Here is a 22,429-nt window from a genome sequence, read left to right on the forward strand (position 1 = left end):
AAAGCGTTTGGCGTATGCGCCTGCGGGCATGCGCGCGATGGCAAAGGAGGACGTATGGCTTCAACGGCACCTATCGGCGTTTTCGATTCCGGTTTGGGGGGTATTTCCGTAGCGCGTGAGATCCGCCGCGACATGCCGAACGAGCATGTGCTGTATTTCGGCGACTCCGCGAACGCTCCGTACGGCACGAAATCGCCCGAACAGGTGCGCGAACTGTCCGACGTCATTGTGAAACGATTCGTGGAACAAGGCGTGAAAGCGGTCGTGATCGCCTGCAATACCGCCACTTCCGCCGCAGCCAACGAACTGCGCGACACATACGACATTCCGATCATCGGCATGGAGCCGGCATTGAAGGTGGCTTGCGACCGTGGTCACGGCAAGCGTCAGCGCGTCATCGTGGCCGCCACTCCCCTGACGTTGCGTGAACGCAAGTTCGCCGTGCTGATGGACCGTTTCAAGGCCGACCATACGATTTTTCCGGAGCCCTGCCCCGGTCTGGTGGAGATCGTGGAGCATGGGCAGCTTGACGACCATGATGTGGTGATGCGCACGCTGCACCAGTATTTCGACCAATACGATCTGTCCACGATCGACTCCGTTGTGCTCGGCTGCACGCATTTCGTGTTCTACCGCGATTATTTCCGCGAACTGCTGCCTGATACGGCGGCGATCATCGACGGCAATGAAGGCACCGTGCGTCACCTTGGCGTGGTGCTCGAATCGTTGGGCAAGCTCGCTCCGGAAGACGCGGAAGGCAGCATCGATCTGGCCAATTCCGACACTTCCGCACGAATCGCGCAGTTGGCGCAGTCGCTGCTTGATCGCTGAGCGCGAATGTCCCGACAGACCGCGTAAAGTCGAATGAAAACCCGGCAAAAGGGACGGACTTGCGAAAGGACGGGCGCATATGGCCAACAGGACAGCGATGATCGACGTCGGCGGCGGTTTCCGCGCGATTTACGGCGCGGGTGTGATGGACCGCATGCTGGAGGACGGCATACATGTCGACCATTGCTATGGTGTTTCCGCCGGCAGCGCCAATATGGTTTCCTACATTTCCGGACAGCACGGGCGAAACCACACGTTCTACACGCAGTACGCGTTCCGTAAGGAATACGCGAGCTTCGACAGCTATGTGAAGAACCACAATTACGCGAACCTCGACTACGTGTACAGCACGCTGAGCAACCACGATGGCGAGAATCCGGTGGATTACGAGGCGTTTGCGGCGAATCCGACCGAATTCACCGTGGTGGCCTGCAATGCGGACGATGGTTCCACGAAGTATTTCGACAAGTCGGACGTCGGCTACGACAATTACGACATCATGAAGGCGTCATCGGCGGTGCCGGTGGCGTGCGAACCGTATGTGATCGACGGCGTCCCGTATTACGACGGGGGCATCGCTGATCCGATTCCGGTGCAGAAGGCCATCGATGACGGCTATGACCGCATCGTGGTGATTCTCACCCGTCCGAAAGACACCGTACGCGAACAGAAGAAGGACATCGGCCCGGCCACGATCCTGAAGCGCACGCACCCGGAGGCCGCGGAAAAGCTGATGAACCGCTATCAGACGTACAACGACGAGATGGCGTTGGCCAAGGAATACGAGAAGGATGGCCGTGTGCTCATCCTCGCGCCGGAAAGCATGTACGGCTTGAACACGCTGAGCAAGTCGTTCGAAGGTCTGGAACGCATGTACCGCGCCGGATATGCGGCGGCTGCCGCGATTCCAGCGTTCTTGGAAAGCTGAAATCCGTTCTTCCGCAGCGCTGTCATGCGTTTCCAACGGCCCTAACGGCAACCGTATGACAGTGATCGCATGACAGCAATCGTACATACGACGATTACATGGCAGCCGTCGTATGTACGTTACGGCATCGCAACACGCGTAACCGGGCGGCGGCTATGCTGGAACGCATGGAAAAGCAGAATCGTATTTTTTCCGGCTTTGATGCCGATGCCATCGATCGCACTACCGCCGCAGATCTGGCCGAAGTCGGTTCCGACAAGTGGACCCGCTACCCCGGCTGTATCGGCGCGTTCATCGCGGAAATGGACTACGGCCTGGCGCCGTGCATCCAGCAGGCCATCGACAGCGCCTGCGACCATTGCAAACTCGGTTACATTCCCGAACCGTGGAAGCGCCGCGTGGCCGAGGCGTGCGCCGGCTGGCAGAAAAGCCACTACGGCTGGGACGTGGATCCGGACATCATCCGCGTGGTGCCGGACGTGTTGGAAGCGTACGAGATCTTCCTGCGCGAGCTGGTCGGCGCCGGCAATGCCGTGGTCGTGCCGACGCCCGCGTACATGCCGTTCCTGAGCGTGCCGAAGCTGTACGACGTCGACGTGATCGAAATCGAAATGCTTCAGGGAACCGACGAAACGACCGGCGAGCGCGAATGGCTGTTCGATTTCAACGCCATCGAACGCGCGTTCGCGGCTGGCTGCCATGCGTTCGTGCTGTGCAATCCGCACAATCCGATCGGCAAGGTGCTTACGTTGGCCGAGGAGCAGCGGCTGTGCGAGCTGGCGGAACGGTACGACGTGCGTATTTTCAATGATGAGATTCACGCGCCGTTCGTGTTCGAGGGGCGTCATATTCCGTATCCGACCATCAGCAAGGCGGCCGCGCGGCAGTCTATGACCGCTACCAGCGCGTCGAAGTCGTTCAACATTCCGGGTACGAAGTGCGCGCAGGTGCTGCTGACGAATCCGGCGGACCGTGAGATGTGGGCGGAACGTGCGGAGTGGAGCGAGCATCAGACCGCCACGATCGGTGCGATCGCCACCACCACTGCCTACAACGAGGGCGATCCGTGGTTCCAGGACGCGCTTTCCTACGTGCGACGCAATCTTGGGTTGTTCGACAAGCAGATGCGCACGCGGTTCTCGGGCGTTGGCTATATTCGCCCGCGCGGCACGTATATCGCATGGCTGGATTTCGGCCCGCTTGGCATTGACGATCCGGCCGCGTATTTCCTTGAGAAGGCGAAGGTGGCGCTGACCGACGGCCGTTCGTGCGGCCGCGCGGGAGCCGGCTGCGTGCGCGTGAACATGGCGATGCCGTATCCGCTGCTGGTGGATTGCCTCAACCGTATGCATGACGCGTTGCAGGCGGACGGTTTGCTTTAAAGTTTTCCGTCTTTCGTGTGTGACCGACGCTATGGGCGGCCACACACGCCATATTGCGGGAAAATCCGCCGAATCATTGCGATTGCAACGGTTGCGCTATGGGCGAATAGCAGCATGTTACGATGGCCGCACACCACCGTCGGTGGACGCGCGACGCGAATCCAGCGTATGCGTTTCATTGAGAAGAAGGCTTTACGAATATGCGATTCCCCTACAGCGGCAACGGCACATGGACGCCCGACTACCACTGCGGTTTCATTGATGCCGTCAAACGTTTTTTCATCGGCTACATGGAGTTTCGGGGGCGTTCCAGCAGACGCGAGTTCTGGCTCGCCATGCTGTTCTTCATTCCGGTCAGCGTGCTGATATTCCTTATTCCGGCTGCCGGAACGGTGTCCGGAATACTGTGGATGCTGGCCACCATGGTACCGATCATGGCCATCTCCTTCAGAAGGCTGCATGATGCCAACCGCACCGGCTGGTGGTTTCTGCTTGGGCACGTCGGCACCATTCTGGCCCTTGCGATGCTGGTCGTCATTGCGTTCGGCCTGGTCATCATCGAAATCGGCATGATCATGGTCATCCCCCACGAGCCACCGAAACTCGACTTTCATGACCCGAACAGCTTCCCGGGAATGCTGCTCACGCTGTTCTATGTCAGCCTCGGCATGGCCGGCATCTCGCTGATCATCCAAGCATTCCTGTACTCGCTGCCCAGCAAGCCCGAGGGCGTCCGCTTCGACTGATGTTCTCAGCGGCATCCCGCCCCTCTTCCCTCCCTGCATTACCCTCTTAGCCCTTTTGTATGGAAACGTTCCATCTCACATTGAGACAGAGCAGTGAGCTCGGTTAACAAAACTCCTATAATCACGTCTATTGTCTTTCCGCCGTCATAAGCGACGGAATGTCAACATCAGAGGAGAAAACAATGAAGAGAAACATGCTCCACCGCCTGGTCGCCATGGCCGCGGCGGGAACCGTGCTGATGTCGGTCGCCGCGTGCCGCTCGTCATCCGATGACAACGCCGCCACCAGCAATTCCAGCGACACCTCGCTGATTTCCGTGAACAACAGCGAGCCGCAGAACGGTCTGATTCCGAGCGACACCAACGAAATGGGCGGCGGCAAGGTCATCCGCTACCTGTTCGAAGGTCTGGTGAGCTTCGACGCGAAGGGCAAGCAACATCTCGAAGTCGCCGAGAGTATCACCCCGAACGAGGATGCCACCAAGTACACGATCAAACTGAAGAAGGGTTGGAAGTTCACCAACGGCGAGGCAGTAACCGCCCATTCCTTCGCCGACACCTGGAGTTTCGCCGCCAATGTGAAGAACGCGCAGAAGACCTCGAGCCGCTTCTCCACCATCAAGGGCTATGACGAGCTGCAGGATCCGAACGTCGATCCGAAGGCCACACTTTCCGGTCTTTCCACTCCGGACGACTACACGCTGGTCGTCGAGCTGAACAAGCCTGATTCCGTGTTCCCGACCAAGCTCGCGCACCAATCCATGTTCCCGCTGCCGAGCGTGGCATTTAAGGACATCAAGAAGTTCGGTCAGGCTCCGATTGGCAATGGTCCGTACAAGTTCAAGTCCTGGTCGCATGACAAGAACATCATCATCGTGCCGAACAAGGATTATAAGGGCAGTCGCAAGGTATCCAACAACGGCATCGAATACCGCGTCTATACGAATGAGGATTCCGCTTACTCCGACGTGCTGTCCGGCAACCTCGACGTGATGGATCAGATTCCGCAGTCCGCGGTGAAGACCTTCCGTCAGGATTCCAGCGTGATCGCCTACAGCCAGGCAGGATCCTCATTCCAGTCCTTCGTCATTCCGGAACGTCTTGAGCATTTCGGCAACGACGAAGAAGGCCAATTGCGTCGTCAGGCCATTTCCATGGCCATCAACCGCGACCAGATCGTCAAGAAGGTTTACAACAACACGAAGACCCCGGCCACCGATTTCACTTCACCGCTCGTCCCCGAATATGTGAAGAAGCTGGAGAAGAACGGCGACAACCTGAAGTACAACGCTTCCAAGGCCAAGGAACTGTGGAAGAAAGCCAATGCCATCAAGCCATGGTCCGGCAACTTCCGAATCGCCTATAATGCCGATGGCGGCCATAAGGAATGGGTCGACGCCGTGTGCAACCAGATCAAGAACACACTCGACATCGACGCCGCCGGCGAACCGTACGCCACGTTCAGCGACGTGCGCAACCAGGTGACCAACCGCACCATCAAGACCGCGTTCCGTTCCGGCTGGATGCTGGACTACCCGTCCGCCGAGGATTACCTCAACCCGCTGTACGCATCCAGCTCCGCCGACGGCCATGGTTCGAACGATGGCGATTACAAGAGCGAAGAATTCGACAAGCTCCTGAACGCCGCGCTCGCCCAGACCGACGTGAAGAAGCGCACCGAGGACTTCACCAAGGCCCAGGAAGTGCTGGCCAACGACCTGCCGGTGATTCCGCTGTGGAACGACAACGTCGCGGCCGTGTCCGCAACGAACGTGAAGAACGTGTCGTTCGACTACACCAACCTGCCTACCTACAACACCATCACCAAGTGACGGCTTCGTTGTGACGTTTCGCTGCCAATCGGCAACGAAAAATGAGTGGGGGTTCGAATCCTTAATGGATTCGAACCCCCACTCGGCGTTTTACAGCCGTTTCGGTTTATTTGCTTACGGCGTCAAACCTATGGCGTCAGCTCTGCACGTAGCTGCCCTTCGGGGACTTCCAACCGCAGTTCATCATCTCGCTGTTGAACACCATCGCACCGTCGCCATGGGCGGGGACGACGATCATGCCACCGTCGCCGTGGTGACGGGCCACACCGTCCAGCGCGGCCTTCGCAGCCTCGACCGGATCTTCCTTGGCATACAGCACACGGTCGGAAACCTGGTGTGCGGCGACTTCCTTGACGAACGCCTCACCGATGCCGGTGCAGGAGATTGCAACGGAATCGTTGTTGGCGTAAGTGCCGCAACCCGGCAGCGGCGAATCGCCAACACGGCCCGGCATCTGGTTGGTGATGCCGCCAGTGGAGGTGCCGGCTGCGATATTGCCGGACGCGTCACGTGCGACGGCGCCGATGGTGCCATGCTTCTCCCATTCGTCGCCATTGGACTGCGCCTCACGCAGGGATTCCTGACGGGCCGGGGTGATGAAGTACTCGCTGTCGCACAGTTCGATGCCCCACTCCTTGAGCAGGTTATCGCCCGGCTTGGCGAACATGACGTGCTTGGTCTTCTCCTTGATGGCGCGCGCCACATTGATCGGGTTCTTGGACGTGGTCAGACCGCATGCGGAGCCGACTTCGCCGTCAACGCCGGTCATCAGGCAGGAATCCATGGACACGATGCCTTCGCTCGTCAACGCGGCACCACGGCCAGCATTGAATTCGGGAGCATCCTCCATGACACGAATGGCCGCGCAGACGGCATCCTCGGCCGGAGCGCCCTGTTCCAGCAGCGCATAGCCGGCTTCAAGGGCCCTGTTCAGATCCTGCTCCACCTGGGCGCGACGTTCCGGCGTGTCCTTCTTGCCGCGATTGCCAGCGCCTGCGTGGATCACCAGAAGGATTCCATCCGGATCAGCCTGGGCAACCCGGACCGTCGACTGCGGCAATGCTGCTTCGTTTGTTGACATCTTCTCTCCTTCAGATATCTCGCTTATGTTTGACATTCGCAGATATCTTACGCCGGTTGCGGCAACGAAGCGCCCGACATGCGCAAAAGCGATGCCGTCGCGCCGTTACGCAATCAAAAACATATCGAAGCGCGACTGCGTCCTTTCTTACGTTTCATACTTTTGCAAATCGCAATCTCGTATTTCATGGTGCTCCTCCGTTGGTAGTGCCAGTATGTGTCAAGCGCATCGTTCCCCGGACAAAATCACGTTCTTAAGCAAAGCCACGCTTGTAAATCGGAAACACAAGTCGTTGTGGCCCCTACGGATTCATGTATATCGAAATGGCTGAATAATTATCCATCGCAAAAACTCTCGTAAGCAACACCTATCGAGATAAATGTAGCTTATTTTAACGTTAGCTACACTTATGCGGATAAGTGTAGCTAACGCACATGCGATGCGACTGATAGATTGACAATAAATGGATATTCGTATACTTATTCGTATACTTTTTTATGCGTTTTCAAATCTCGCAGAGGAGAAACATGTCAGCCGCATCGATCCTTGACAGCATGGTCTCCGTCACCAGCCTTAACCACGGCGGAGCAAGCAAAGCATTAAGTCAGGTGGGCGACAACCATCCAGTCGTCGTACTCAAAAACAATCAGCCCAGCGCGGTCATAATCACGCCCGCCGACTATCGCCGGCTCACTCAGGCTGAAGAAAATTTCGCGCTATACCGCAAAGCCGTGGAACGCCTACGCAACGATGACAGCACACTGCTAACCGATGCAGACGTATTCGGCGAAGATTATGAGCCGATTGATGACGGTTTTGAACCAGAATTCGAATAAGGTCCATCAACAACCGGCAAGTGGACAATTTTGTATATTTTGATATGGCGATGCAGGTTGTATGAAATCAAGAAATCGACGTCTTGCACAGCCAGATTGAATATAGTGGATGGCATTGCGATACGTACAGGTTTCACTTTTGGTCGGAGCAGTATCCATGCACAAAGGCGATTTATCAATCACACGAGGAGCTGACTGAAATGGCAGCGTTCGGCAGGCCGGAATATGACCGTTATGTACGTCTTGCGGAAATGATGATTTCATTTCTAAGAGACCATGGATACAACTACGACGCCAATCTCGATCAAGACATCCTTGACCATGATGGACCGGGAGTGCCAGTCGAAAATGGCGTTGACGCCATCATCGAGTTCAACCTCACTCCTCCGAAGGATATGATCACCTTGTTTGGACAAGTTCATGATGAAAATCCTTGGTGCGACGAGGAATACGAACAATTTCGCGATTACCTGCGAGAACGCGAAGATGAGCACCAATCGGGTAAATTGATTCCGCCATCCGCAGATTAGAACGCCCCCCACACACACAAGTAATAATCGTTTGCACTGTTCATCGTAGCGGGCGCGGAACTCATTCTCACTTCCCGCAGTGACACCGTATGCCAGATAAAAAACCGGGAACGGACGCGACGTTTGAATTACGACGAACCCGACTCCCGGCATCGCGACTGCTTCTCAAAAGATGTGTGCTTGACTCACATGGATGGTACTGAGAACCATTCGCTTGCGATCTGCTTCCGCACACATGCTGGCGCGATGTAAATACAACGCAGGCACACGGCAGATACAAATCAAGTCTGTGCAAAACTTCCAGCCAGCAAAGAAGCCGACCGGAAAGCCACAGGCCACTCTAGTCGTATGGTCGAATATTCACAAATTAACTGACCAAACCGACATATGTCATGTGAAGTGAGCGATAAATCAAAAAACGGCAGTTCAAAAGCGGACCATCTCAATACACGTATCCCATATGGGATACGACCGGTAGTGAAGGTCCGGTCGTACACGCTTATCGTATTTCAATCCACACATCCCGTATGGGATGCGACGCACCGCGTCTACGAATTTCCGTGATCGTAGAAATTTCAATCCACGCATCCCGTATGGGATGCGACTTGCCACGATTAAACATACATCCTCCTTTCGTGTTTTGCTTCAATTTTTCTTAAGCAATTTCTGCACTGTTTTTCCGCAGTATGGGGCCGCTGGTTTCCATCAGGAACTGCACCATATGACCGCCCAGACGAAAACAGGCACCAGCCCGCCGTGCCTGTATATTCCCGAGACGCAGCCCAAAAACGAATCCGCCGGCTGCAACCGGCGGCGCTCGGGAAGGAAAGGACGATGGCGATACCGATGCCCAAACAGCAAGATATCAGGAGACTGGACCGTCAGGGAGTGTCCAGGTCGGAGATCGCGAGGAGGCCGGACGTGGACCGCGCCACGGTCGCGAAATACGCCGACATGGACGACATGACGCCGAAACCGCCCACGGACAGGCGCCGCGGCTCCAAGATCGACCCGTACGCGGCGTTGGTCGACGGATGGCTCGAGGCCGACCGCAGGCCGCCACGCAAGCAGCGCCACACCGCCAAACGCGTGCACGACAGGCTCCGCGCGGAGACCGAGTACGACGGCGAGTACACGACGACGCCGGAGTACGTGAGACGCTGGCGCGAGGCGAACCGGAGAGGTTCCGACGGATACGGCGAGCTCGTCTGGGCGCCCGGCGTCGCGCAGATCGATTTCGGCGTGGCGAAGGCCCGCATCGCCGGCGAGCTCGTGGACGACCACTGCCTGGTCGTCACGTTCCCCCATTCGAACATGCGGTACGTGACGAGCCTGCCCGGGGAGAACGCGGAATGCCTGTGCCACGGGCTGGTCGAGGTGTTCGAGCACATCGGCGGAGTCCCGCCAGTGATCGTCATGGACAACGCCACCGGCGCGGGACGCAGGAACGCGAGGGGCGAGGTGACGCCCGCCGCGGTGCTCGACGTGTTCGACATCAAAAAATCGCTGTCACACAAGGGCAACCCCTACGACAACGCCGTGGTCGAATCGACGAACAGGCCGCTGAAGAAGGAGCTCGTGTACCGGAACCACTGCACCACGATCGAGCGACTGAGGCATGACCCCGACGACTACGTGTGGTGGTCCGACAACCAGCGGCTCCGCTCCGCCCTCGGATACCGGAGCCCGAAGGAATTCACCGAACAGGGACTCGTCCTCTAAGAAACCGTCCAACACGCTGTTGCCAATCCACTCGTGCTCTACGAGCCCGTCGGCACCGGCAAGACGCATCTCGCGGTCGCGTTGGGCAGGCTCGCGTACATGCGCGCGATACCTGTCAGGTTCTTCACCGCGACCGGGCTGCTTATGATGCTGCGCCGCGCGAAACGGGAAGACCGGCTCGACACGGAGCTCCGGCAGATCGCCAGGGCGAGGCTCCTGATCATCGACGAGTTCGGCTACATGCCGATCGACAAGGAGGGCTCCAGGTTCCTGTTCCAGGTCATATCGGATTCCTACGAGACCCGGAGCATGGCCCATATCATGAACATCGAGTTCTCCGGCTGGGGGCGCGTGCTCGGCGACAAGAACATGGCCGCCGCGTTGATCGACCGCACCGTGCACCACGGAAGGCTCGTCAGATTCGAGGGAGGCTCCTACCGTAGCGAGCACGCCCTCATGACCAGATAGCTAGGAAGAAAAGGGTGGCGGATTCCGACGTCGCAGTTTCTGTTGGAGACCAGCTGCCTATGCTGCTGAAAAATAGTGCCTATACTGTGGATGCCAACTTGCAGAAACACACCAGAGCGCCGCCGCGCACCCGCTCCGGTCGATTTCAATCCATGCTCTCCGTAAGGAGAGCGACCCCTCTACTGGTAAGGAGACTGATTATGGTCGATATTTCAATCCACGCTCTCCGTAAGGAAAGCGACCCGACCGCGAGGTAGTCGGATGATTGCATGGCGATATTTCAATCCACGCTCTCCGTAAGGAGAGCGACCACCGCGCCATGCAGTATTTCAGTACTACCCCGTTATTTCAATCCACACTCTCCGTAAGGAGAGCGACATAGCGAGGCCGTCAGATACGAGCTTCCCAAACTCATTTCAATCCACGCTCTCCGTAAGAAGAGCGACACTCCAAAAACCACTGCATACACTGTTACACCTAATTTCAATCCACGCTCTCCGTAAGGAGAGCGACATGGAAACCCCGCGCAATTCCGATAATTACGATATTTCAATCCACGCTCTCCGTAAGGAGAGTGACTTACCGTGACGGGCACCGCCACGTACGTCAACCCATTTCAATCCACGATCTCCGTAAGGAGAGCGACACCGGAGAGCGTCGGCAAATGGCGAAACTATTATTATTTCAATCCACGCTCTCCGTAAGGAGAGCGACAATATCAGAGGCGCATGCCAAGCGCAACTCAGATATTTCAATCCACGCTCTCCGTAAGGAGAGCGACCTCTAGTGTCCTAAGTTATAGGCGAGACTTGTGATTTCAATCCACGCTCTCCGTAAGGAGAGCGACGATTCTCTATGGTGATACTCATGATTCGTCCTTAATTTCAATCCACGCTCTCCGTAAGGAGAGCGACATATCCTGCGTGACCAGCTCGTCACGCTGCGGCAGATTTCAATCCACGCTCTCCGTAAGGAGAGCGACTGCCCGTGACGCGAATCGCGTAGCCGGTCAAACCATTTCAATCCACGCTCTCCGTAAGGAGAGCGACGCCTGGGCGTGATGGACGTGGGCGACTCGACCGTGATTTCAATCCACGCTCTCCGTAAGGAGAGCGACGCGTGGAAGCAGCTTTTCGTCAGCTATGGCGCAAATTTCAATCCACGCTCTCCGTAAGGAGAGCGACCGTATCCTCCCTGATCGTCCGCGGCCAGGTCGGAATTTCAATCCACGTTCTCCGTAAGGAGAGCGACGGCCACCGTCATTCGGATATGCGGCAGGCTTGGAATTTCAATCCACGCTCTCCGTAAGGAGAGCGACCATTGAGAGCGTGGAGTCGCGGGAAACTCACGATATTTCAATCCACGCTCTCCGCAAGGAGAGCGACCTGGCGTCCATTGACGATGGAACAGTCCGAAGCGATTTCAATCCACGCTCTCCGTAAGGAGAGCGACTTCGGGTTCCGGGGGAGTGTGGCCGGGAAGCACATTTCAATCCACGCTCTCCGTAAGGAGAGCGACACGCGACTAAGACTGCCCACCCACCATTAAAGGAATTTCAATCCACGCTCTCCGTAAGGAGAGCGACGTCATCGATCATCATGCCGTGGCGAACTTCACCGATTTCAATCCACGCTCTCCGTAAGGAGAGCGACCGGGTTCAGCTGCGCCTTGGTCAGGTCGGCGCTATTTCAATCCACGCTCTCCGTAAGGAGAGCGACGTTTCGGGAAATGCAGCCGCACATGACGCAATAAGCAATTTCAATCCACGCTCTCCGTAAGGAGAGCGACGCGTATTGCGGGCGAATCATGTCGCCATGCTCGGCATTTCAATCCACGCTCTCCGTAAGGAGAGCGACGCAGAGTATTATGGCCCGCTTCGGTGCCTTCGATATTTCAATCCACGCTCTCCGTAAGGAGAGCGACCCAGGCACAGGACGGCACCAACCGCACCGTCATGATTTCAATCCACGCTCTCCGTAAGGAGAGCGACCAGGCCGCCGACCATGTCGGACACCAACTGCATATTTCAATCCACGCTCTCCGTAAGGAGAGCGACGCATGCCGACTGGCAGGGAATGGCTCCGTTCTGATTTCAATCCACGCTCTCCGTAAGGAGAGCGACTTGACAACGACGGTATCCTGCGCTGCGGTCTTGACATTTCAATCCACGCTCTCCGTAAGGAGAGCGACATACAGGCGCGGGAAAGCGCCATAACCGCGTACGAATTTCAATCCACGCTCTCCGTAAGGAGAGCGACCCCGCGTTCTATTGGAACGCCAAAAGTCAAGAGATTTCAATCCACGCTCTCCGTAAGGAGAGCGACAAGAGTGTCTGAGAGATTTCCAGAGTGTCATAATTTCAATCCACGCTCTCCGTAAGGAGAGCGACTTCGCATGTGCTGGGATTCTTCCTCTTCATCCATATTTCAATCCACGCTCTCCGTAAGGAGAGCGACTCGCTTGATGCTTATGGCGTGGCTCAGGCTTGATATTTCAATCCACGCTCTCCGTAAGGAGAGCGACTGTCCGCCCCTGCCTCATTGTAGTTGGGGATATAATTTCAATCCACGCTCTCCGTAAGGAGAGCGACGTGCAATGAGCGTTGACGTATTCAACGCGCTGAATATTTCAATCCACGCTCTCCGTAAGGAGAGCGACTAGCACGAACTGGGAAGAGGCGGATGCCAGCAAATTTCAATCCACGCTCTCCGTAAGGAGAGCGACTCGAATATGAAGAACGCACCTCGTACATCGACATTTCAATCCACGCTCTCCGTAAGGAGAGCGACCGGCAGACACCACCGGCCGCCATGCGCTCCATTGGCATTTTAATCCACGCTCTCCGTAAGGAGAGCGACCTGCTGCGCGAACGTCGGAATGCCGGACACGTTATTTCAATCCACGCTCTCCGTAAGGAGAGCGACTTTGGAGCACGGCTGGATCGGAGAGAACCCCATTATTTCAATCCACGCTCTCCGTAAGGAGAGCGACGCCACACCGAGCGCAACGGGTCGCTGCTGACCCTATTTCAATCCACGCTCTCCGTAAGGAGAGCGACGTGCGCCTCTTCTGGGAAGAGGTCGTAGACGAAGCCATTTCAATCCACGCTCTCCGTAAGGAGAGCGACCAACCAAGTGGCCGAAGCGCTGCTCGGAGCCGGCAAATTTCAATCCACGCTCTCCGTAAGGAGAGCGACCGTTCCTCGCGGGAATTGTAGAGGCGAGTGTCGGAATTTCAATCCACGCTCTCCGTAAGGAGAGCGACCCTTCCACGATGCGATCACCTCGGGCGTGAAGACATTTCAATCCACGCTCTCCGTAAGGAGAGCGACTGGATGTCTGCACGACGTACCTGCACCGGTATAAATTTCAATCCACGCTCTCCGTAAGGAAAGCGACCATGCAAGCGCAAGAAAAACTTCGTCAACAGACGATTTCAATCCACGCTCTCCGTAAGGAGAGCGACAAATACGCAAAGTCAAGATGCTGGTGCTGCGAGAATTTCAATCCACGCTCTCCGTAAGGAGAGCGACCCGCTCCCCACGCATCGGCGTCCATCTTGCGCTTATTTCAATCCACGCTCTCCGTAAGGAGAGCGACGGTGGCGCATGAGGTTGTGGTGGCGGCGGGAGATATTTCAATCCACGCTCTCCGTAAGGAGAGCGACTCTGCCAGAAAGTGAATCTGAAAGCTCAATGGCGATTTCAATCCACGCTCTCCGTAAGGAGAGCGACGCGGCGCTGGTGAACCGTATCGGCGGTACTTATGTATTTCAATCCACGCTCTCCGTAAGGAGAGCGACGCGGCGCTGGTGAACCGTATCGGCGGTACTTATGTATTTCAATCCACGCTCTCCGTAAGGAGAGCGACTCTCCCTCTACGCCGCAATATTTGCGATTGCCGAATTTCAATCCACGCTCTCCGTAAGGAGAGCGACGCGCATTCAAAAACGGCTTGTCCCCAACGGTTAGATTTCAATCCACGCTCTCCGTAAGGAGAGCGACCACCTGGAAGTAATTGCTGGTGCATTCCGGATTATTTCAATCCACGCTCTCCGTAAGGAGAGCGACCAGGCGCGTGGCTATCGCGCCATTTGCGAGACATTTCAATCCACGCTCTCCGTAAGGAGAGCGACCCAATAAACAGCGTAAAAATGACGGGACATGGTAATTTCAATCCACGCTCTCCGTAAGGAGAGCGACCATCCGCCATGATTCAACGCCATCCTTCATCTCATTTCAATCCACGCTCTCCGTAAGGAGAGCGACCAACTTCCAGCAGGAATACGTTCCAAGATAAGGAATTTCAATCCACGCTCTCTGTAAGGAGAGCGACCAACTTCCAGCAGGAATACGTTCCAAGATAAGGAATTTCAATCCACGCTCTCTGTAAGGAGAGCGACTCTTGGGGAGGCTGACTGACATGACGCGCAGTAGATTTCAATCCACGCTCTCCGTAAGGAGAGCGACCGACGCTCCTGCGGGTAACGCTCGTAATCAGGCTATTTCAATCCACGCTCTCCGTAAGGAGAGCGACCGCCACGTCCGACCATCACGCCGACCTCGTCGCGATTTCAATCCACGCTCTCCGTAAGGAGAGCGACCATCGCCGCGCAGCAGTCGCGCATCGTTGAACTCATTTCAATCCACGCTCTCCGTAAGGAGAGCGACCAACTACAGCCTCCCGCTCAACCTGAGTGACCTGATTTCAATCCACGCTCTCCGTAAGGAGAGCGACCTGGTATCACCAATTTTCCAACCTTCATGACGGTATTTCAATCCACGCTCTCCGTAAGGAGAGCGACCGGCCTCGTACGCGACGTGGTCGTCGCCATTGCAAATTTCAATCCACGCTCTCCGTAAGGAGAGCGACCACACGCCACATTCATCAACGCCATCAAGGGAGAATTTCAATCCACGCTCTCCGTAAGGAGAGCGACCACGGACGGCTGGTATACGGCGGCCGAGGTACGGATTTCAATCCACGCTCTCCGTAAGGAGAGCGACCTCGCCGACCGGCTCACCGACCTGACCAACCTCGAATTTCAATCCACGCTCTCCGTAAGGAGAGCGACCCTCTTCGGTCAGGCTAAACGCCTCGTCCAAGGTATTTCAATCCACGCTCTCCGTAAGGAGAGCGACCTTGACTGGTTCGAATTGCATGTGCGCGTATGGTAGATTTCAATCCACGCTCTCCGTAAGGAGAGCGACCCAAAAGCGTCTGAGAGACTTCCAAGGTGTCATAATTTCAATCCACGCTCTCCGTAAGGAGAGCGACCCCACGGCTCAACACATGGCTCCGCGACCAATGGGATTTCAATCCACGCTCTCCGTAAGGAGAGCGACCATGTACTCCGCCCATCGTCCCATGGAGTCTCGATTTCAATCCACGCTCTCCGTAAGGAGAGCGACCGGACTGGCATGATTCGGCTGACGTCACTTATGGAATTTCAATCCACGCTCTCCGTAAGGAGAGCGACCGTCGGTTGGTGCCGCATCAAGATGCACCTTGTAATTTCAATCCACGCTCTCCGTAAGGAGAGCGACCACCGCACAGCCAACGATGTCGCCAATACGAAAGCATTTCAATCCACGCTCTCCGTAAGGAGAGCGACCTATCGGATAACTAAGGGATGTAACCGTTTGTACCATTTCAATCCACGCTCTCCGTAAGGAGAGCGACCCTGTACGGTGCTGCCCCAATACAGATTTTCCTTTTTATTTCAATCCACGCTCTCCGTAAGGAGAGCGACCTTCCAAATCATCGAGACGTTGCGCGATCTCGTGAGATTTCAATCCACGCTCTCCGTAAGGAGAGCGACCTGGACGCTCCCCAAGCCGAGGGGGTGGCTTCATATTTCAATCCACGCTCTCCGTAAGGAGAGCGACCCGTGCAGCTGGACATTTTTGTCCACTTTCTGAGACGCAAGCCAGCTGCTTGGCTTTAAGCATATCAAACAACACCACCGGTACGACGAACAACATGCCTAAAACGAGCAGCTGTCTTTCTGTCTCATTTTAATGTCCACTATTTAGTTTTCAAACGCCCACGAAAATCACAATTCGGATTTCGACAGTTTTTCAGGTGCGAAAGGCACCCCTCATCATGAGCGCTTCCACTTCGCACAAACACCATTTCAAGACCGGCCACCTTGCCGAAACCACAATACCGCCGGCTAGAGAACACGCTCCAGATGCCGGACGTCACACGTCACACTCAAACACTCAACCCGGCATACCCCACACCATATCGTTATGACACCATGCCATTTTACCCTGTGCTATATCATCATCACATCATTAACCGGCAAACTCCGTTCATGCCCATAACGCTCAATCCTATCCGCATATCGAGCGCCAAGTTTATAAAAGCGCAGACTGTCCTCATCAATATTGGCAATCTTCAACAAATCGTGCACCAACACCAGATAATCGGAAGGACTCACCGAGCATTCGAAAACACTGTTCTGTACACGCTGTCCGTATTTCATGCATGTCTTCGCCACCAAACGAAGACGACGCTTCCCCTCAGGGGTTTCCGTACTCACATCGTACGCAACCACAACCATCATGGTTTTTCACCTCCAATAACACATCACCACGAATCATCGCATACCGCCACACACAGCTACGCACCTTTTACTTCCACATAAATGGCGGGTAATCATCAAGATCACCCCGCAACGATCGAGCTAGCAGCAGCGCTTGCACATACGGAACCAATCCCCACGAAATTTTTTCTTGCAGGAACGGATGAAGAATCTGATCACTCTTCTTTTTCTGCCACGCCGTAAGCACTTTCTTCCGCCCGAAATCAGACAGCAGCACCCCGCCATTCTCCCGTATTTCAAAATCCCCCGGCTTAACAGCGCCTGTATTAACCAATGTCAGAACGAAGCGGTCAGCCAACACCGGGCGAAACTCTTCAACTAGATCCAATGCCAGAGAGGCTCTCCCCGGCCGATCCGTATGCATAAAACCAACATACGGATCCAACCCCACACCTTGCAAAGCCGCAATGCAATCATTCGTCAATATGGAGTAGCAAAAAGACAATAATGCATTCAGCCTGTCCAGCGGAGGTCTCCTCGACCTACTGGTGAAAAAGAAATCATCTTTATTCTTCAGAACCAAATCGTCAAAAGCGTAGAAATAATCTTTGGCAGCAAGCCCTTCGACACCCCTCAACTCATCAATCGTCAAGCTTTTTCGAGCTTTTGACAATGCCGCCGACAATTTGCCGCTCTGCTCGGCAAGTCGGTCGATGTTCACCCGCAAAGCATGATCACGTTTCGTGCGTTCGAGCACCCATTTCGCATTGTAAAGCTTGCCAACAATGAAAGATTTCGCATAACGCAAAGATTTTTGTTCGTCATCCGCGACTCGAAATTGTTCACGGCGAAGTAGCACATTACGATTCTCCTCCCCTAACACGGAACAGTAATAATGACCTCTCGGTGAATAGAATGCCATAGAAACGCCCAGTTTGCCGCAGCGCCCCATAAGAGCAGGCGAAGCACCCTTATACGAGAAACACATGATTCCTTCAATTGACCGTAATGGCACTTTCGCCAAGGTTTGGTCATTCTGATAAATCACAACATTATCGTTCTCCAAGGCAAGATAGGCATCTTCTGTCATCACAAACAACGTGTTTAACAGCTGCTTCATCACTCCCCGCTTTCCTTGAGCCGTTCTTCGATATATGCTTTTGCCGATTTCATCTTCCGTAATTCAGGCAGGCACAAATCCCGTAGAGAACATGCCGAACACGATCTGGTCTGTTTCACTTTGGGAGTCCATCCACGGGAGAAAAGATCATGCATTTGCAAGAAGTCAGCTTCGACCATGTTGCGAAGATCTTCGTCAAATTTTACCCGCTCACGACGTTTTGTCTGCTGATAGAACAAAGCACCTTCAGGAATATCACACGCGAGCATTTCTTCCAAGCACATCGCTTCCGCGCATAGCTGTAAACGATCAGCATCAATCGTTTTGGATTTGCCGTGTTTGTATTCAATCGGATACGGCAACCACAATCCATCTCTTCCGTGAAGCGGAACACCATCATTAGACTTATGGAATTCCACAACATCACAGGCTCCAGTTATGCCGAGCGCTCGCGAATAGACTCTCAAATCCCGCATGATCAGCATATCGCCGCGAGATTCAGAAGCCGCATAATCGTGGGCGCGTTCATGTTCCAGATGCCCCGCTGTGGTCAGATAATTTTCTGACCACAGCTGCTCGATATGAATAAGCGCCCATTGACGCTTGCAGAATGAGAAATGCTGAATACCCGAAAGGGCCAGCCAATCTGCTTCTGAATAACCATCTGGCCCTTTCATATAAGCACCTCTCATCTAGGCTTGGACGCTGTAATCAGCGGCCTTCGATTACTTCGTAGCGAAGGCCTGGAATGGAAGCGTCATCTACATTCACGGTTCCATCCGCGTCAACGGAAACGGAACGATGAACTTTGGCCGAAGAATACTGGCCCCCCTTGCAGTTATGTGCAAACCAGACGACATCCAGCACTTCCATCGATCCCGACGGACGTGCCGAACTCTCATCATTCTCGAACAGCGTGACCAGAGCTTCCTTGATTTTCTCTGCATCCTCTGCGCTGAAACCTGTTCTTTCCGCCAGCTGGGGGCTAATGCTTCCATAAGTTACATATACGGCACGTCCAGAGACACGATACTTCATGCCCATGGTGTCGGATGATTTTTTACCGGAATCCGTAGTCTCGCTGTTGACCGATTTAGTGATTTGCACATCGTCAATTGCGATGGGATTAATGGAGAATGCCGGCTGAATCGAGACCGGTCCGCGTACGCCAATCGAAACCTCATCGGTATCCTTGGCCTTCTTAAAGGCGAAAACCTGACCAAAGGACCGCACATCAAGCCAACGCTCGCACACCTTACCGAAGACTACATTCTTCTGCTTCTGCTCATCCTTCGGCAAGGTCTTCAGATATGTATTGAACCTGTCCGACAGCGATTTGGCACCATCATCGGAACGATCATCAGACTGCACAAAGACTGATTCTCCTGCATCCTGCAGACGGTTGCGGATCTTCCTCTTCAAGGCGACGTCGGAAACCTCACCCAGCCCTTCTGACGTCGTTCTCGGACGATTACCATTCAACGGATCACCATTGGGATTTGCGTTATTCACCGCAAAGGCAATCGCAAAATCAATCTTATTTTCCAAAGCTGCCATAATCACATACTCCTTACTTATAGGCGATGAATCGACTCTGATAATTACAAAAGTCAGTTGTTGCTATTATTTTTTTGAGAAATCTCTTGCGCTTTACGCTTAGATGCTCTCCGCTGACATGAATATCCCAGAAGAAACATTGGCGAAAGCGCCTTATTATCTTCAAAATCCCCTTCCTTAAACAAAGCCATAACATCGTCGACTTCATTACGGAACCAGGACCCACCGTTTGCCGATTTAAGGTATGGCGTAAGCTGCTTCCACAATGTGCCCCACGTCGTATAGGGCTTCGCCGTGAAATTGCTCATCAATTTGATTGCATTGGTTGGACGGTCCTTGACTCCCTGCTTACGCAAGACGCTTTCCTCGAAATTGTCGGCAAGCGCCAACAACCTTCCATACAGATAATCACGATCATCTCGATTCGGTTCAAGATACATGGTTATTACGTCCTCCTGTCTATGCTGTTTTCTTGTTTCATCGATATAGTGTTTTTTCCATAGGCTGCAAGCGATTTCAAAATCACGACGCCAGACCCTGATATTGTCGTATCCCATAGGCTTGGTGACCTTATGACATGCGGCATTCAAAATCGACATGGGAAATTGCGCTCCGCCAAACATACATTCAATAAGCCGTTCCTTCACATCTTTCGCGAAGCGTTTATAGCTCTTGCTGCTCCTATCAGACGTGCCACAAGCACAGTTGATAATGTCAGTGAACGATGGAGCCCCTTCATACTGAACGACATTAACCCGCTCAGCTCCCTCCACGATGCTTTTTTTGAAAAATGTAAGAGGCCAAGCTGCATCGACATGCCATTGCAGTATGCGCTTAATGTATTCGTCCTTCTGAAGCTCGCAGTAGAACGTTACGCCTAAACGCCCCGTTGTAGCAGCATCCAAGATGACGACAACCATCGGATCATTGTGCGTCTTCGAGATCCTCCGCACCCTCATATCCTCTCAGAACCCTTGAGAAAATTTTTGCATACTGAACATTTGTCGCATTTAGCGCATCGCTGATGTCGTCATGAAGCGCTTTGGATTCGTCAGCTATTGGCGAGAGGAAATCATCAAAATCAAAAGATCCTGACTGCGGATTCAATACGGGCTTTTCCTCAGGTCTTTTTATTGCCCAGACAACGATAGCCTGATTGCCTGTCAACGTTCCATGATTATTCACCAACCACCGCAAAGTGGAGTTGATTTTCTGAGAGGACGCACTATCAACCAGCAAAGCTTGTTCCTTACTGGAAAAACGTCCACGAAAAGTAAAATTCGTAGAATCATTAGCAGACAATAGCTTGGCATTGGCATCGGAGCTAACTACCTTTTTAGGGAAATTAGTGGTTGGCGTATAAAGATCCTCGCCAAAAACATCCTTCCCCAGCCTGTGTTGAGAACGCTGCAGATACGCAATCCAACGATTCCGAATATCAACGTCATTCGATAAATCAGAATCTTCGAGTCCGATTTGAACCTCGAAACAAACACCGGCTTTATCGTCCTTATCCGTTAGCTCCACGCCATAATGCGCAGCAGCCTCGCTGATGCTATGCTCCGACACACACTTGAAAACAGCTTCAAGCTTGGCGTCATCACCTTTCCATTTTGCAAGCTGCTGCAAGTACATGCTCGTCTTCTCAGGACTGCGCCCACTATCGACGTACTGTAACTGATCAAACAGCGGATGCGGTACTGGCTTAATGGTCCTTCCCATCGATTCCTCTGTACAAGGAATGATGATGGTGCTCTTTCTCTTGGCAACACCTCTGATACAACCATTCGCGTCCACAAGCACTGTCAGCGAAACCGGAAGAGTCGTATGCCCGTACGGAATCAGCGCCCTCTTCGCAGCGTCAGCGTCACCATCTTTCTCTGCACTATGAGGAGTCTGACCAGACGCCCCCTGTATCATTTCGTAGGTAGTAAGCAAATTACCAAACAGACTCATCGTTCACTCCTCCTCTACTGATGTAACGTTCTTGCCTAAGTTGAATTCTTTAACGTTCAAACCATGCCTAACGATGTGCCGATCGAGAAGCGGCGAATCCGGTGATTCGAATCTGATAACGCCATCCTTCATAATCGGCATCCAGAAGCGCGAAATCAGATTATGGTCAGGATTCTCATCCGGATACGAGAATCCATGAAACATATATCCCATGTTCCATTCTCCATAAGAGTCGTAGAACCCTTCTCCCCCTCCGAATTCACACGGTTCGACATAAGCTTGGCATTCCCTAGCACCCAGAAAAATATCGCGACGGCCTCCTTGACGCACGGACCTCATCGCAATGTTGTGATGTTTGTTTTCATCACGATCATCAGCAAGTTCCTCCCTCAGGTCGTTCCATTCAAAATGCGCAAGAACTTGATACCTCACATCCTTTAAATATGTGTAGTATGAAAGATCATTTTTAACATTTTTTTTCTTGGGCTGGTACACAATAGTGCGAACACCTCTGCTCTCCGTCTGAATCTTATTCATGACTCGCACAGCATCAATGACCCACTTAAACGTGGGCTTCCAATAGATGCTCTCCGTAATCCCCTTCAATGCTTGATACGTTGGCACCTGATACGAGTACTTCTCTCCACCAACACGCGTGGCGACTTCCGAGAACAATGCGTATCTACCCCAAACTTCATATTCGATTGAATTCCGATGCCGTTCCATATAACTCCTTTGTAAACGGTCTTCCAAAGCTATTGGTTAATAGCGTACCACAAAAAATTTCTTATGCCATATATAGAATCTAATAGGCGTTTCGCGGCATACGCTTTATCGACTATCCTTGTGCCTGTGGGATTCCCACTGTCATCGCGCCAAGAGCGATGTGGA

General features: G+C 53.8%; 16 protein-coding genes, 1 pseudogene and 1 CRISPR repeat array. Of the genes and pseudogenes, 9 read left to right on the forward strand and 8 right to left on the reverse strand.

Annotated elements, in window-relative coordinates; translation table 11 throughout:
• The first annotated feature begins 54 nt into the window (after positions 1 to 54).
• The 5 genes from murI (at position 55) to BAD_RS06210 (ending at position 5,719) form a co-directional block, all read left to right on the forward strand.
• Complete coding sequence (murI, locus tag BAD_RS06190) at positions 55 to 831, forward strand: glutamate racemase (protein ID WP_011743498.1); 777 nt, start codon at positions 55 to 57, stop codon at positions 829 to 831.
• A gap of 79 nt (positions 832 to 910) precedes the next feature.
• The gene (locus BAD_RS06195) at positions 911 to 1,759 is read left to right on the forward strand and encodes a patatin-like phospholipase family protein (protein WP_041777366.1); all 849 of its coding nucleotides are present in this window, start codon (positions 911 to 913) and stop codon (positions 1,757 to 1,759) included.
• Positions 1,760 to 1,914: 155 nt separating this feature from the next.
• Positions 1,915 to 3,141, forward strand: a complete 1,227-nt coding sequence (locus BAD_RS06200) for a MalY/PatB family protein (protein WP_041777367.1) — start codon at positions 1,915 to 1,917, stop codon at positions 3,139 to 3,141.
• 200 nt (positions 3,142 to 3,341) lie between these two features.
• The gene (locus BAD_RS06205; RefSeq protein WP_011743501.1) at positions 3,342 to 3,887 is read left to right on the forward strand and encodes a DUF805 domain-containing protein; all 546 of its coding nucleotides are present in this window, start codon (positions 3,342 to 3,344) and stop codon (positions 3,885 to 3,887) included.
• Between the two features lie 158 nt (positions 3,888 to 4,045).
• The gene (locus tag BAD_RS06210) at positions 4,046 to 5,719 is read left to right on the forward strand and encodes a peptide ABC transporter substrate-binding protein (RefSeq protein ID WP_011743502.1); all 1,674 of its coding nucleotides are present in this window, start codon (positions 4,046 to 4,048) and stop codon (positions 5,717 to 5,719) included.
• Positions 5,720 to 5,855: 136 nt separating this feature from the next.
• Here the strand turns inward: BAD_RS06210 and BAD_RS06215 are convergent, their stop codons facing one another.
• Complete coding sequence (locus BAD_RS06215) at positions 5,856 to 6,800, reverse strand: isoaspartyl peptidase/L-asparaginase family protein (protein WP_021913247.1); 945 nt, start codon at positions 6,798 to 6,800, stop codon at positions 5,856 to 5,858.
• Positions 6,801 to 7,327: 527 nt separating this feature from the next.
• Here BAD_RS06215 and BAD_RS06220 point away from each other — a divergent pair.
• The 4 genes and pseudogenes from BAD_RS06220 to BAD_RS06235 all read left to right on the forward strand — a co-directional run.
• Positions 7,328 to 7,636: a type II toxin-antitoxin system prevent-host-death family antitoxin gene (locus BAD_RS06220; RefSeq protein WP_033507555.1), complete on the forward strand. Its 309-nt coding sequence runs from the start codon at positions 7,328 to 7,330 to the stop codon at positions 7,634 to 7,636.
• A gap of 200 nt (positions 7,637 to 7,836) precedes the next feature.
• Positions 7,837 to 8,166 carry a hypothetical protein gene (locus BAD_RS09155; protein WP_042990820.1) on the forward strand — a complete coding sequence of 110 codons (330 nt, stop codon included), beginning with the start codon at positions 7,837 to 7,839 and terminating at the stop codon, positions 8,164 to 8,166.
• 834 nt (positions 8,167 to 9,000) lie between these two features.
• Positions 9,001 to 9,888, forward strand: a complete 888-nt coding sequence (gene istA / locus BAD_RS06230) for an IS21 family transposase (protein WP_113736378.1) — start codon at positions 9,001 to 9,003, stop codon at positions 9,886 to 9,888.
• A 30-nt stretch (positions 9,889 to 9,918) separates the two neighbouring features.
• A pseudogene (locus BAD_RS06235) lies at positions 9,919 to 10,356 on the forward strand (ATP-binding protein); the annotation flags it as partial.
• Between the two features lie 142 nt (positions 10,357 to 10,498).
• A CRISPR array of direct repeats spans positions 10,499 to 16,243; the repeat unit is 33 nt; unit sequence ATTTCAATCCACGCTCTCCGTAAGGAGAGCGAC.
• Between the two features lie 392 nt (positions 16,244 to 16,635).
• Here BAD_RS06235 and cas2 read toward each other — a convergent pair.
• From cas2 to cas5c, 7 genes are all read right to left on the reverse strand, one after another.
• Positions 16,636 to 16,926 (reverse strand): CRISPR-associated endonuclease Cas2, encoded by a 291-nt coding sequence (cas2, locus tag BAD_RS06240; protein WP_011743506.1) that lies wholly within the window; start codon positions 16,924 to 16,926, stop codon positions 16,636 to 16,638.
• Positions 16,927 to 16,993: 67 nt separating this feature from the next.
• Positions 16,994 to 18,025: a type I-C CRISPR-associated endonuclease Cas1c gene (cas1c, locus tag BAD_RS06245; RefSeq protein ID WP_003811029.1), complete on the reverse strand. Its 1,032-nt coding sequence runs from the start codon at positions 18,023 to 18,025 to the stop codon at positions 16,994 to 16,996.
• Positions 18,025 to 18,702, reverse strand: coding sequence for a CRISPR-associated protein Cas4 (cas4, locus tag BAD_RS06250; protein WP_011743507.1), 678 nt, complete (start codon positions 18,700 to 18,702; stop codon positions 18,025 to 18,027). The genes cas1c and cas4 overlap by 1 nt, the downstream gene beginning before the upstream one ends.
• A 34-nt stretch (positions 18,703 to 18,736) precedes the next feature.
• Positions 18,737 to 19,582: a type I-C CRISPR-associated protein Cas7/Csd2 gene (gene cas7c, locus BAD_RS06255; protein WP_003811034.1), complete on the reverse strand. Its 846-nt coding sequence runs from the start codon at positions 19,580 to 19,582 to the stop codon at positions 18,737 to 18,739.
• Between the two features lie 53 nt (positions 19,583 to 19,635).
• The gene (locus tag BAD_RS09390) at positions 19,636 to 20,502 is read right to left on the reverse strand and encodes a type I-C CRISPR-associated protein Cas8c/Csd1 (RefSeq protein WP_011743508.1); all 867 of its coding nucleotides are present in this window, start codon (positions 20,500 to 20,502) and stop codon (positions 19,636 to 19,638) included.
• A 4-nt stretch (positions 20,503 to 20,506) separates the two neighbouring features.
• Complete coding sequence (locus BAD_RS09395) at positions 20,507 to 21,538, reverse strand: type I-C CRISPR-associated protein Cas8c/Csd1 (protein WP_011743509.1); 1,032 nt, start codon at positions 21,536 to 21,538, stop codon at positions 20,507 to 20,509.
• Between the two features lie 3 nt (positions 21,539 to 21,541).
• Complete coding sequence (gene cas5c, locus BAD_RS06265) at positions 21,542 to 22,264, reverse strand: type I-C CRISPR-associated protein Cas5c (protein ID WP_011743510.1); 723 nt, start codon at positions 22,262 to 22,264, stop codon at positions 21,542 to 21,544.
• Positions 22,265 to 22,429 lie beyond the last annotated feature (165 nt).

Origin of the sequence: Bifidobacterium adolescentis ATCC 15703, from assembly GCF_000010425.1 — a bacterium.
Lineage (GTDB): Bacteria > Actinomycetota > Actinomycetes > Actinomycetales > Bifidobacteriaceae > Bifidobacterium > Bifidobacterium adolescentis.

Coding starts and splice junctions, on each gene's coding strand:
- BAD_RS06215 (WP_021913247.1), bottom strand. CDS start 6,800: ATGTCAACAAACGAAGCAGCATTGCCGCAGTCGACGGTCCGGGTTGCC.
- cas5c (WP_011743510.1), bottom strand. CDS start 22,264: ATGGAACGGCATCGGAATTCAATCGAATATGAAGTTTGGGGTAGATAC.
- BAD_RS09390 (WP_011743508.1), bottom strand. CDS start 20,502: ATGGTTGTCGTCATCTTGGATGCTGCTACAACGGGGCGTTTAGGCGTA.
- BAD_RS09395 (WP_011743509.1), bottom strand. CDS start 21,538: ATGAGTCTGTTTGGTAATTTGCTTACTACCTACGAAATGATACAGGGG.
- cas4 (WP_011743507.1), bottom strand. CDS start 18,702: ATGAAAGGGCCAGATGGTTATTCAGAAGCAGATTGGCTGGCCCTTTCG.
- BAD_RS06205 (WP_011743501.1), top strand. CDS start 3,342: ATGCGATTCCCCTACAGCGGCAACGGCACATGGACGCCCGACTACCAC.
- cas2 (WP_011743506.1), bottom strand. CDS start 16,926: ATGATGGTTGTGGTTGCGTACGATGTGAGTACGGAAACCCCTGAGGGG.
- istA (WP_113736378.1), top strand. CDS start 9,001: ATGGCGATACCGATGCCCAAACAGCAAGATATCAGGAGACTGGACCGT.
- murI (WP_011743498.1), top strand. CDS start 55: ATGGCTTCAACGGCACCTATCGGCGTTTTCGATTCCGGTTTGGGGGGT.
- BAD_RS09155 (WP_042990820.1), top strand. CDS start 7,837: ATGGCAGCGTTCGGCAGGCCGGAATATGACCGTTATGTACGTCTTGCG.
- BAD_RS06210 (WP_011743502.1), top strand. CDS start 4,046: ATGTCAACATCAGAGGAGAAAACAATGAAGAGAAACATGCTCCACCGC.
- BAD_RS06195 (WP_041777366.1), top strand. CDS start 911: ATGGCCAACAGGACAGCGATGATCGACGTCGGCGGCGGTTTCCGCGCG.
- cas1c (WP_003811029.1), bottom strand. CDS start 18,025: ATGAAGCAGCTGTTAAACACGTTGTTTGTGATGACAGAAGATGCCTAT.
- BAD_RS06200 (WP_041777367.1), top strand. CDS start 1,915: ATGCTGGAACGCATGGAAAAGCAGAATCGTATTTTTTCCGGCTTTGAT.
- BAD_RS06220 (WP_033507555.1), top strand. CDS start 7,328: ATGTCAGCCGCATCGATCCTTGACAGCATGGTCTCCGTCACCAGCCTT.
- cas7c (WP_003811034.1), bottom strand. CDS start 19,582: ATGGCAGCTTTGGAAAATAAGATTGATTTTGCGATTGCCTTTGCGGTG.